Origin of the sequence: Streptomyces verrucosisporus (assembly GCF_017114865.1) — a bacterium.
GTDB classification, from domain to species: domain Bacteria; phylum Actinomycetota; class Actinomycetes; order Streptomycetales; family Streptomycetaceae; genus Streptomyces; species Streptomyces fenghuangensis.
In genome coordinates, this window is sequence record NZ_JADEYH010000001.1 from 376,255 (window position 1) to 387,859 (window position 11,605).

At 73.2% G+C, this 11,605-nt stretch carries 9 protein-coding genes; 5 read left to right on the top strand and 4 right to left on the bottom strand.

All coding sequences use genetic code 11. The annotated features are described in order from the left end of the window. The first annotated feature begins 125 nt into the window (after nucleotides 1–125). Nucleotides 126–3,668, top strand: coding sequence for a DNA polymerase III subunit alpha (dnaE, locus tag IQ279_RS01750; protein WP_206346445.1), 3,543 nt, complete (start codon nucleotides 126–128; stop codon nucleotides 3,666–3,668). Between the two features lie 88 nt (nucleotides 3,669–3,756). Here the strand turns inward: dnaE and IQ279_RS01755 are convergent, their stop codons facing one another. Beyond that, on the bottom strand, nucleotides 3,757–3,930 hold the full coding sequence (locus tag IQ279_RS01755; protein ID WP_206346446.1) for a hypothetical protein: 174 nt from the start codon (nucleotides 3,928–3,930) through the stop codon (nucleotides 3,757–3,759). Nucleotides 3,931–4,237: 307 nt separating this feature from the next. Here IQ279_RS01755 and IQ279_RS01760 point away from each other — a divergent pair, with 307 nt between their 5' ends. From IQ279_RS01760 to IQ279_RS01775, 4 genes are all read left to right on the top strand, one after another. Further along, complete coding sequence (locus IQ279_RS01760; RefSeq protein ID WP_206346447.1) at nucleotides 4,238–5,653, top strand: NYN domain-containing protein; 1,416 nt, start codon at nucleotides 4,238–4,240, stop codon at nucleotides 5,651–5,653. Between the two features lie 30 nt (nucleotides 5,654–5,683). Continuing rightward, a complete protein-coding gene (locus tag IQ279_RS28600; RefSeq protein ID WP_372445059.1) occupies nucleotides 5,684–6,721 on the top strand; it encodes an ABC transporter ATP-binding protein in 1,038 nt (345 codons plus the stop codon). Next, nucleotides 6,718–7,575: an ABC transporter permease gene (locus tag IQ279_RS01770; protein WP_307792016.1), complete on the top strand. Its 858-nt coding sequence runs from the start codon at nucleotides 6,718–6,720 to the stop codon at nucleotides 7,573–7,575. The genes IQ279_RS28600 and IQ279_RS01770 overlap by 4 nt, the downstream gene beginning before the upstream one ends. Before the next feature lie 100 nt (nucleotides 7,576–7,675). Beyond that, nucleotides 7,676–8,365, top strand: coding sequence for a hypothetical protein (locus tag IQ279_RS01775; RefSeq protein WP_206346448.1), 690 nt, complete (start codon nucleotides 7,676–7,678; stop codon nucleotides 8,363–8,365). A gap of 81 nt (nucleotides 8,366–8,446) precedes the next feature. Here IQ279_RS01775 and ybaK read toward each other — a convergent pair whose 3' ends face one another. The 3 genes from ybaK to IQ279_RS01790 all read right to left on the bottom strand — a co-directional run bounded on the left by ybaK (nucleotide 8,447) and on the right by IQ279_RS01790 (nucleotide 11,525). Then, nucleotides 8,447–8,950 (bottom strand): Cys-tRNA(Pro) deacylase, encoded by a 504-nt coding sequence (gene ybaK, locus IQ279_RS01780; RefSeq protein WP_206346449.1) that lies wholly within the window; start codon nucleotides 8,948–8,950, stop codon nucleotides 8,447–8,449. A 74-nt stretch (nucleotides 8,951–9,024) separates the two neighbouring features. Continuing rightward, complete coding sequence (locus IQ279_RS01785) at nucleotides 9,025–9,825, bottom strand: LON peptidase substrate-binding domain-containing protein (protein WP_206346450.1); 801 nt, start codon at nucleotides 9,823–9,825, stop codon at nucleotides 9,025–9,027. Nucleotides 9,826–9,905: 80 nt separating this feature from the next. Beyond that, nucleotides 9,906–11,525, bottom strand: coding sequence for an oxidoreductase (locus IQ279_RS01790; protein WP_206346451.1), 1,620 nt, complete (start codon nucleotides 11,523–11,525; stop codon nucleotides 9,906–9,908). Nucleotides 11,526–11,605 lie beyond the last annotated feature (80 nt).

Sequence of the window (11,605 nt, forward strand, 5' to 3'; positions counted from 1 at the left end):
GCGCGGGGGCGCGCGGGAACGGGCCTCGCGCCCGCCGGGCAGAGGGCTCCCGCCGCCCGCCGGGACGTAGACTTCGGACCCGTTCAGGGAACCGCCGCACGCCCGCTCGTTGGAGGACATCCGCCGTGGCCAAACCGCCGTTCACACACCTGCACGTACACACGCAGTACTCCCTGCTGGACGGTGCGGCGCGGCTGAAGGACATGTTCGAGGCGTGTCAGGAGATGGGCATGACGCACATCGCCATGACCGACCACGGCAACCTCCACGGTGCCTACGACTTCTTCCAGCACGCCACCAAGGCGGGCATCACGCCGATCATCGGCATCGAGTCCTACGTCGCCCCGCAGTCGCGGCGGTACAAGCGGCGCGTCCAGTGGGGCCAGCCCCACCAGAAGCGCGACGACGTCTCCGGCTCCGGCGGCTACACCCACAAGACGATCTGGGCCTCGAACAAGGCCGGCCTGCACAACCTCTTCCGGCTCTCCTCGGACGCCTACATGGAGGGCTTCTTCGTCAAGTGGCCCAGGACCGACCGGGAGATGATCGCCGAGTTCTCCGAGGGCCTGATCGCCTCCACCGGCTGCCCCTCGGGCGAGGTGCAGACCAGGCTGCGGCTCGGCCAGTTCGACGAGGCGCTCAAGGCCGCCTCCGACTACCAGGACATCTTCGGCAAGGGCCGCTACTTCCTGGAACTGATGGACCACGGCATCGAGATCGAGCGCCGGGTCCGCGACGGGCTGCTGGAGATCGGGAAGAAGCTGGGCATCCCCCCGCTGGTCACCAACGACAGCCACTACACCTACTCCCACGAGGCCGAGGCGCACGACGCGCTGCTGTGCATCCAGACCGGCAAGAACCTCTCCGACCCCGACCGCTTCCGGTTCGACGGCTCGGGCTACTACCTGAAGTCCACGGAGGAGATGTACGCCATCGACTCCTCCGACGCCTGGCAGGAGGGCTGCCGCAACACCCTCCTGGTCGCCGAGCAGATCGACGCCGAGGGATGGTTCGAGAAGCAGGACCTGATGCCCCGCTTCCCCGTCCCCGAAGGCCACACCGAGGAGTCCTGGTTCCGCGAGGAGGTCCGCCGCGGCATGGCCCGCCGGTACTCCGGCAACGTCCCCGGGGACCGGCAGAAGCAGGCCGACTACGAGATGGACGTCATCGTCCAGATGGGGTTCCCCGGCTACTTCCTGGTCGTCGCCGACTTCATCATGTGGGCCAAGAACAACGGCATCGCCGTCGGCCCGGGCCGCGGCTCCGCGGCCGGCTCGATCGTGGCGTACGCCATGGGCATCACCGACCTCGACCCGATCGAGCACGGGCTGATCTTCGAGCGGTTCCTCAACCCCGAGCGCGTCTCCATGCCCGACGTCGACATCGACTTCGACGAGCGCAGGCGCGGTGAGGTCATCCGCTATGTGACCGAGAAGTACGGCGCGGACAAGGTCGCCCAGATCGGCACCTACGGCACCATCAAGGCGAAGGCCGCGATCAAGGACTCCGCCCGGGTGCTGGGCTACCCGTACGCCATGGGCGACCGCATCACCAAGGCGATGCCCGCCGACGTCCTGGGCAAGGGCATCCCCCTGTCCGGCATCACCGACCCCAAGCACCCCCGCTACAACGAGGCGGGCGAGATCCGGGGGATGTACGAGAACGAGCCGGACGTGAAGAAGGTCATCGACGCAGCCCGCGGCATCGAGGGCCTGGTGCGGCAGATGGGCGTGCACGCCGCGGGTGTGATCATGTCGAGCGAGCCGCTGATCGACCACGTGCCGGTCTTCAGCCCCAAGAACGACGGCGCGGTGGTCACCCAGTGGGACTACCCCACCTGTGAGTCGCTCGGCCTGCTGAAGATGGACTTCCTGGGCCTGCGCAACCTCACGATCATGGACGACGCCGTCAAGCTGGTGAAGGCCAACAAGGGCGTCGACATCACCCTGCTCGACCTCACGCTGGACGACCCCAAGACCTTCGAGCTGCTCCAGCGCGGCGACACCCTGGGCGTCTTCCAGTTCGACGGCGGCCCCATGCGCTCCCTGCTGCGCATGATGAAGCCCGACAACTTCGAGGACATCTCCGCGGTCTCGGCCCTGTACCGGCCCGGTCCGATGGGGATGAACTCCCACATCAACTACGCGCTGCGCAAGAACGGGCAGCAGGAGATCACCCCGATCCACCCGGAGCTGGAGGAGCCTCTCAAGGAGGTCCTCGACATCACCTACGGCCTGATCGTCTACCAGGAGCAGGTACAGAAGGCCGCCCAGGTGCTCGCCGGGTACAGCCTCGGACAGGCCGACCTGCTGCGCCGGGCGATGGGTAAGAAAAAGAAGGAAGTCCTGGACGCCGAGTTCGTCAACTTCCAGAAGGGCGCCCGGGAGAAGGGCTACTCCGACGAGGCCATCCAGGCCGTGTGGGACGTGCTGGTGCCCTTCGCCGGATACGCCTTCAACAAGGCGCACTCCTCGGCGTACGGGCTGGTCTCCTACTGGACGGCCTACCTCAAGGCGAACTACCCGGCCGAGTACATGGCCGCCCTGCTGACCTCGGTGCGCGACGACAAGGACAAGTCGGCCGTCTACCTCAACGAGTGCCGGCGCATGGGCATCAAGGTGCTGCCGCCGGACGTCAACGAGTCCGAGGCGAACTTCACCCCGCGCGGCGACGACACGATCGTCTTCGGGCTGACCGCCGTGCGCAACGTCGGCCAGAACGTGGTGGACTCCATCGTCGCCTGCCGCAAGGCCAAGGGGAGGTACACCTCCTTCCCCGACTTCCTCGACAAGGTCGACGCGGTGGTGTGCAACAAGCGCACGGTCGAGTCGCTGATCAAGGCCGGGGCCTTCGACGAGCTGGGCCACACCCGCAAGGGCCTGACCGCGCACTTCGAGACCATGATCGACAACGTGGTGCAGGTCAAGCGGAAGGAGGCCGAGGGGCAGTTCGACCTCTTCGGCGGGATGGGGGAGGAGTCCTCCGACAGCGGCCCCGGCTTCGGCATGGACGTGGAGTTCTCCCCCGAGGAGTGGGACAAGAGCTACCTGCTCGCACAGGAGCGCGAGATGCTCGGCCTCTACGTCTCCGACCACCCGCTGTTCGGGCTCGAGCACGTGCTGTCCGACAAGACGGACGCGGCGATCTCCCAGCTCACCGGCGGCGACTTCTCCGACGGTTCGATCGTCACCATCGGCGGCATCATCTCCGGCCTCCAGCGGAAGATGACCAAGCAGGGCAACGCCTGGGCGATCGCCACCGTGGAGGACCTGGCGGGCTCGATCGACTGCATGTTCTTCCCCGCCACCTACCAGCTCGTCTCCACCCAGCTCGTGGAGGACGCGGTGGTCTTCGTCAAGGGACGCCTGGACAAGCGCGAGGACGTCCCCCGGCTGGTCGCCATGGAGCTGATGGTCCCCGACCTGTCGGACGCCGCCTCCGACGCGCCCGTCACCATCACCATCCCCACCGTCAAGGTCACCCCGCCGCTGGTGGAGAAGCTGGGAGAGGTGCTCACCCACCACCGCGGCTCCACCGAGGTACGGGTCAGGCTCCAGGGCAGCCGCAAGACGACGGTGCTGCGCCTGGACCGGCACCGGGTCACCGCCGATCCCGCGCTCTTCGGCGACCTCAAGGCACTGCTCGGCCCCTCCTGCCTGGCCGGCTGAGACGGGCCGGACGCGCCACGGGGCGCCCCGGTCCTCCTCGGGGCGCCCCGTGCGACGGCCGCCGCGGTGCCGTGCGCGGCGGCCGGTGTCAGTTGTGGCCGAAGCGCCTGCGGTGCTTGCGCGCCACGTCGGCGGGGGTTCCCTGCGCGGCCGGCTGCGTCCGCGCCATCCGCTCGGCGGTGGCCTTCGACTGCTCCTGCGTCTCCTCGGCGGCGGTGCGCCTGCCGTGCTGCTCGCGGTTCTCCTTCTTGCGCTTGCCCACGATCGCCTCCTGTGCGGATCTCGGAACGATGGGCCGAGCCCAGCGTCGCACGCGTTCGCACGGTGCGCATGTCGGGCGACACCCCCCGGCGGCCGCCCTTCCGCCGGGAAGGGGCCGTCCGCACGGTGGACACCGGCCTCCCGCCACGCCGAAGATCGAGCCGGGGCCCATAAGCCCTGTACGGTCGGGCAGACTCGAAACAGACTCCGAGGAACGGGGCCGGGGCGAGCGCGCCGCGGCCGCGCCAGACGTCACCGGCCCCGGCGGCCGTACCGGTCGTGCCGGTCGTACCGAGAGTGGGTGGAGCGTGGACCGCTGCGTCGTCCTGGTGGACGCCGGATATCTCCTGGGCGCCGCCGCGAGCCTCCTGGCGGGCGAGCCCGCGCGCTCCCGGATCACCGTGGACCACTCCGTGCTCGTCCAGGGGCTGCGCGAGCGCGCGGAGCTGGACACCGGCTGCCGGCTGCTGCGCATCTACTGGTTCGACGGCGCCCCCGACCGGGTGCCCCAGCCCGAGCACCGGCGGTTGCGGGTCATGCCGCGCGTGACGGTGCGGCTCGGCGCCCTCACCCGCAGCGAGGGGCGGTGGGCGCAGAAGGGCGTGGACGCCGCCATGCACGCCGAGCTGACGGAACTGGCCCGCAACCGCGCCTGCTCCGACATCGTGCTGGTCACCGGGGACGGCGATCTGCTGCCCGGGCTGATGTCCGCCAAGGAGCACGGAGTGGCCGTCCACCTGTGGGCGGTCCAGGCGGCCGACGGCGACTACAACCAGTCCGAGGACCTGGTGGCCGAGGCCGACGAGCGGCGCGTACTGGACAGGGCCTGGATCACCCGTGCCGTACGGGCCAGGGACCTGACCGGGGTGTGCCCGCCCCAGCAGCCCGAGATCGCCGCCATCCTCTCCGCCCCGCTGCCCGAGCCCGCCCCCTCCGGCGGGAGCGCCCCGGCCGCCGCCTCCGGCGTCCCCGGCGTCTCCGCGCCGGACGCCGGAGGCGCCGCGAGCACGGCGGACGCCGCGGGCGCCGGGGGCAGCACCGTTCCGGTCCCGGCCCCGGCCCCGGCCCCGGCCCCCGGCGGGAACCGCGCCGAGGCCCCCGCGGCCGGGGAGTTCGCCGAGGAGGCGGCCCGGGGACCCGCGGCAGGGCTCGCGGGAGGGGAACGGGAAGGCATGGAAGGTCTCGCGGAAGGGGAGGGGCGGGCCGCCGACACCGGCCACGGCCGGGGGGTGCCCACCCCCAAGGACCTCGCCGGACTCGGCAGGCCCGCCGCGCACACCCACAGCGCCTCCCCCGGGCCCGCCGGCGCCACCCTGCGCTGGTCCTCCGACAAGGGCTGGGTCGACCGGGGCGCCGCCCCCGAGTCCCCCGAGTCCGCCGCCCTGCCGATGCTGGCCCAGCTCACCACCGCCGAGCAGCGGTGGGCCGACCGCGAGGAGGACATCACCACCGTCAGTGGCGATCCCTTCGAGGTCGGCCAGGTCTTCGCCCGCCGCTGGATCGAGCGGCTGGCGACCACCGCCCACCTGAGGACGCTGTCGGGGGAGTACCCCCGCATCCCGCACCGCATCGACGGCGAGCTGCTGCGCTACGCCGCCCGCTTCGGCCTGCTGGCGCACAAGGACGACCAGATCGACGAACAGGACCGCTACGCGATCCGCGCGGGCTTCTGGCGCGAGATCGACGCCCGCACCGCGGGCGAACGCGCCCCCGCCGCGGAGTGAGCCCGCGCCGGGCGCGTACCCTCGTAGCTCGTGAGCACGGGCACTGGGCAGGCGGTGGGCGACGCGGTGGACAGCGTGGAGACGCCGGCGGAGGCCGCCGTACGCGTCCACGACCTGGTCAAGACCTACCCCGCCCGGCGTGGCCGCCGCGGAGCCCCCGCCACCGCCGCCGTACGGGCCAGCGACAACGTCGGCCTGACCGTCCGGCACGGGGAGGTCTTCGGACTGCTCGGCCCGAACGGCGCCGGGAAGACCACCCTGGTGCGGCAGCTCACCGGACTGCTGCGCCCCGACTCCGGGCGCGTCGAGGTCCTCGGCCACGACCTGGTCCGCCATCCGCGGCGGGCCGCGCGGCTGCTGGCTTACCTCGGCCAGGAGTCCACCGCGCTGGACGAGCTGACCGTGGCGCTGGCCGCCGAGACCACAGGACGGCTGCGCGGTCTGGACGCGGCGGCCGCGCGGCGCGAGAGCGGCGAGGTCCTGGAGGAACTGGGGCTCGGCGCGATCGCCTCACGCCCCCTGAAGCGGCTCTCCGGCGGCCAGCGGCGGCTGGCCTGTGTGGCGGCGGCGCTGGTGGGGGAGCGGCCCCTGCTGGTGCTGGACGAACCGACCACCGGCATGGACCCCGTCGCGCGGCGCGCGGTGTGGGCGGCGGTCGACCGGCGGCGCGCCGAGCGCGGGGCCACGGTGATCCTGGTGACCCACAACGTCATCGAGGCCGAGCTGGTCCTGGACCGGGTCGCGGTGATGGACCGCGGCCGGGCGGTGGCCTGCGGCACCCCGGCCGGCCTGAAAGCCATGCTCGGTGAGGACGTACGGCTGGAGCTGGTGTGGCGCGACCGGCCGCCGCTGGAAGTCCCCGAGGTCGCCGCGCTGTGCCCGGACACCGCGGGGACGGGCCGCCGCTGGACGCTGCGGCTGCCTCCCGAGGAGGCGCGCGCGGCGGTCGCCGCCGTCACCGGCGGCCCGGCGTTCGCCGCGCTGGACGACTTCACCCTCGCCACGCCGAGTCTGGAGGACGTCTATCTGGCACTGGGAGGACACACGGAAGGTCTGGTGAAGGCGTGAGCACGGCCGTGGCGAGGACCCGGCGGGAGGCCGCGGAGGCCGCGGAGGCCGCCGGGAGCGCGGGAACCGGCGGGGAGGCGCAAGGGGCGAAAGCCGCCCCGCTCGCCCCGGGCGCGAGGCTGTGGCCCGCCCTGGGAGCCGTCTACCGGGCCCAGCTCTCCCGGGCGCGGGTGGCCCGCATCCCGCTGCTGTTCGTGGCGACCTTCCAGTCGGTCGGGATCATGGTCCTGATGCGCGGGGTCGTCGACGGGGGGCCCGGGCAGGAGGCGCGGGCGGTGGTGGCCGGTTCCAGCGTGCTGGTGGTCGCCTTCGTCGCGCTCAACCTCCTGGCCCAGTACTTCGGCCAGCTGCGTGCCTCCGGGGGACTGGACCACTACGCCACCCTGCCGGTGCCGCCCGCCGCGGTGGTGCTGGGCACGGCGGGCGCGTACGCCTCCTTCACGGTGCCCGGCACGGCCGTCACCGCGGTGGCCGGCTGCCTGCTCTACGGACTTCCGCTGGACGGGCTGTGGCTGCTGGCGGCGGTGGTGCCGCTGGCCGGCGCGGCGCTCGCCGGGCTCGGCGCGGCCCTCGGCCTGCTCGCGCCCCGCCAGGAGCTGGCCACGCTCTGCGGGCAGCTGGGCATGTCGGCGGCCCTGCTGCTGGGCGTGCTCCCGGCCGGAGGTCTGCCGGAGCCGGTCCGGCTGCTGCGTGACCTGCTGCCCTCGACGTACGGTGTGGAGGCGCTGGCCGCCGTCCTCGGGCCCCGGCCGCACTGGGACGAGGTGATCCTCGACCTGGGGGTGTGCGCCGTCGTCGGAGCCGCGGCACTGGCCGCCGCCGCCTGGGCGTACCGCCGGGCCGCGGTGCGCTGAGAGCCGCTCCGGTTCCGCACCCGGCCGCCGCCCGGGCCGGGTGATCACCATGTGCGGTACCGCCCGGCGGGCCGGGGGCCGGACCTGGCACGATGGCGGGGTGACCGCACCGACGCCTCCCTCCCCGGACCACGGCTCGTCCCAGTCGCCCCCGCCCTACGACCCGTGGGGGAGCACCCCGCGCGGCAAGGACCCCGGTGGGAACCCCGGTGAGGGCGGGGACGGCGGTGCCCCGGCGGGGCGGGAGGCCCTCGAAGCCGCGGCGGTGGCCGTGGCCGTGGCGGCCCTGGGAGTGGCGCTCGGGCTGCTGTGGCTGTGGCTGGCCCCCAGGGTTCCGCTGATCTCGGACGGCACGGCCGTCTACCTCAAGGACTCCGAGGGCGAGGAGACGGTCGGCGCCGACGGCACGTTCGTCCTGCTGGCCCTGGGCATCGGCGCGCTGAGCGGGGCCGCGGTCTTCCTGGCCCGGTGCCGCGGTGGTGTCGGCGTGGTGATCGGCCTGGCGGCCGGTGCGCTGGCCGGCTCGCTGCTGGCCTGGTGGCTGGGGGTGCAGCTCGGCCCGGACCAGGACGTGGTGGCCCGGGCCGGGGCCGTGGGCGAGGGCCGGGTCTTCGACGCACCGCTGGAGCTCCACGCCAAGGGGGCGCTGCTGGTGTGGCCGCTGGCCGCGCTGGGCGTCCACCTGGCCCTCACGTCCCTGTTCGGCCCACGGGACCCCGAGCCCGCCCACCCGCTCCACCCCGGATGGGGCCCGCCGCCGGGCGGCGCGGAGGACCGGCCGGGGGCGTGAGCCCTCCGGCGCCGGTGCGCCACCCCGCCCAGCGCCTCGGCCCGCCCAGCGCCTCGGCCCGCCGCCGGGGCGGCCGTCCGGCTACCGGGACCGGGCGATCGGCGCCGTCACCGCACCGGTGAGCTTCACCAGGTCGGCCGGGGCCAGCTCGATCTCCAGCCCGCGGCGCCCGGCCGAGACGCAGACGGTGGCGTGCCCCCCGGCCGAGGCGTCCACCACCGTCGGCAGCGCCTTGCGCTGGCCCAGCGGGGAGATTCCGCCGCGCACATAGCCCGTGGCGCGCTCGGCCGCGGCAGGATCGGCCATCGCGGCCCGCTTGCCGCCGGCCGCCGCGGCCAGAGCCTTGAGGTCCAGCGAGCCGGAGACGGGGACGACCGCCACGGTCAGTGCGCCGTCGACGTCCGCGACGAGGGTCTTGAACACCTGCCCCGGGTCGAGACCGAGCGCCTCGGCGGCCTCCTCCCCGTAGGAGGGGGCCGCCGGGTCGTGCTCGTAGGAGTGGAGGGTGAAGTCCACGCCCGCCTTCGTGGCGGCCACCGTCGCCGGGGTGCCCCCGGAATTCGTCTTCTGCTTCTTCCTGGCCATTCTCGCCGTGCCTCGCGTCGGTCGGTGCTGGTGTGCGGTCGCCGTTCCCCGGCGGCGCCGGGGAACGGGGGCTCTCAGTTCGGGCTGGTCGGCACACGGGTGAGATCGGCGGCGGGAACGGAGGGGAGCCTGCCGATCAGTGCCGTCTCGCGCCTGAGGATCCTCAGCTCCTCGGCCAGCCGCGTGGCGGTGTCCGGAGCCTGTAGGAGCCGCTGCTTGGCCGGGGTGTCCAGGACGGTGGCGGCGGCCACCAGATACGACACCACCGACGGCTCGTCCGGCAGCTCCTGGCTCCCGGCCAGGGTCCTCTCCCGCGCGCCGGCCAGCTGCTTCTGGTAGGCGCGGAAGGCCCGCAGCACACCGGAGGCGAGCGCGCCCGCCCCCTCGCCGCCGTCCTCCGGCAGTTCCTCGACCTCGCCGACCAGATACGGTCCCGAGGCGTCGACGGACAGCAGCCGGAAGCGGGTGGTGCCGGTGGCCAGCACCTCGTAGCCGCCCGTGCTCCCGCCGTCCCGCTCCCCGTCGCCGTCCACGTCCTCGCCGGCCTCCCCGCCGTCGCCGGAGCGCTCGCGGATGGACGTGGCGTCGGCGACGCAGCCCACCGTGTGGAAGGCGCGCATCGGGTCGGGGCCGAAGCCCGCGGCCGGCCCGGCGGCGGCCCGCTCCGTGGGGTCCGGCATCCCGACCGAGGTGGGGGCGACCTCGCGGCCGTCCCGGATGGCGACCACCCCGAAGCGGCGCGGCGCGTCCTCGGGGATCTCCAGCAGGTCGCGCATCAGGGCGCGGTACCGCTGCTCGAAGATGTTCAGCGGCAGCACCAGCCCCGGGAACAGCACGGTGTTGAGGGGGAAGATCGGTAGGCGCGTGGTGGTCACAGCCGCAGCCTACGGCCTCCCCGCCGCGGGGCGCCTCCGTCACCCGCCACCCGTCCGCCGCACCCGCCCGCCGGGCACGCTCACTGGCGTCTCAGCAGCCGGGTGGCCCCGGCCGCGACCGTGGTGGCCAGCACCCAGCCGAGCATGATCAGCGCCGCGGCCGTCCACTGGTAGCTCCCCCCTGGCCTCCAGTGGCTGTCCTGACCCAGGTCGATCACCGGCAGCAGCAGGTCCAGGACGTACAGCGGGGCGTTCCAGTGCGGCGACTCCCCCGGTTTGAGCGGAGCCGGCGGCCGCCGGGCGAACAGCACCGTGCCCGAGGCCCACAGCACCGCCATCCACAGGGCGGCCTGGCCCGGCCGGTAGCCGTAGGCGACCGTCCAGTCCTGCAGATAACCCCACAGTTTGGCGGCCAGCGGCAGGGTCTCGCGGCGGCGGCGCTGCTTGGCCAGCAGCACCGCGCGCGCGTCCGCGTCCTCCCCGCTGTTGCGCATCACCGCCGCGAGCTGCTCGTACGGCTCCGGGGCGTACTCCGGCGTCGCCGTCTCCAGCCACCGCAGCCGCTGGGCGAGGGTGAACCGGCCGCGCGGGATCAGGTTCTGGTAGGTGAACCCGGCCATCCACAGCCCCTCGTCCACCGGCCAGCTCTCCACCCTGTCCACCAGGTTGTCCACGGTCGCCCCCGCGAGCACCACCCGGCCGCCGCCCGGCCGCTCGGGCGTGAAGCACAGCTCCGGGGTCTGGACGCGGCGCAGCGACAGCTCCTGGTCGCGCTGGAGGACGAAGCGCGCGTCGTCCAGCACCAGCGAGTCCCCGAACTTCCCGTCGTCCAGCTTCACCCCGCCGGTGCACTCGAAGCGCTTGACGCGCCGCACCATGTGGCTGTGCTCGTCCGGAGGCGGCCAGGAGGTGCCGCCCGGCGGGGTGGTGCCGTGCACGACCGGCAGCCGGCGCGGCCCGGAGGAGGCGAAGTGGGCGAAGTGCTCCACGGTCATCTGAGGCGCGTACAGCGCGTACTGCCCGTTGCCGCCGCGCAGGACGCTGCCGTACATGAACAGCGAGCCGCCGATCTCCGCACCGCGCAGGCTCACCTCTCCCTGGGCGAACATCAGGCTGGCCTGGAGGTCCTGGGCGACCTCGATCCCGTCGGCGGACAGCGACCGCACTCGCTCTCCGCGGCCGACCGTCATCTCGTTGAGCATCAGGTCCGTGCCTATGGAGGCGTCGGTGAGCCGGACGCCGCCGGGAATGGTGCAGCGCGGCAGGTGGAGATCGCCCTCGGTGCTCATCCGGGCGGCCTCCAGCCGGGGTATGTGGCAGTCGATCATGCGGGCGGTTACCAGCCGGCACTCGTGCAGCAGCACCTCCTGCTCGAAGCGGCACTGCCGGAACTCGAAGTACGGCTCGACCGTCCCGCCGGACAGGTCCAGCCGCCCCGTCACGTACACACCGGTCAGCTGCAGGGACGCGACACGCCCGAGCAGCGGCGGCGGACCGTGCAGCAGGAGCAGGGCGACGACGCGGGCCCGCACCGTCCGCTGCGGCCCCCACTCGTGGTCGCCGTTCGGGTCGTCCAGCTCCGCCTCGCCCGAGCGCAGGTCGTGCTCGCTGCCGTTGCGGAAGGCCTGCCACATGCCCCACTCCGCGGTGGTCAGCCGGATCCCGGGCGGCGGATCACCGTTGTTCGGAACATCACTCACGATGTGTCCCCCAAGTCACAGATGGCACTGCGTGACGATCAAGACGCTATCGGTCAGCACTGACATCTGGATGCCCTCTC

Coding starts and splice junctions, on each gene's coding strand:
- ybaK (WP_206346449.1), bottom strand. CDS start 8,950: ATGGCCAGGAAGAAGCAGAAGACGAATTCCGGGGGCACCCCGGCGACG.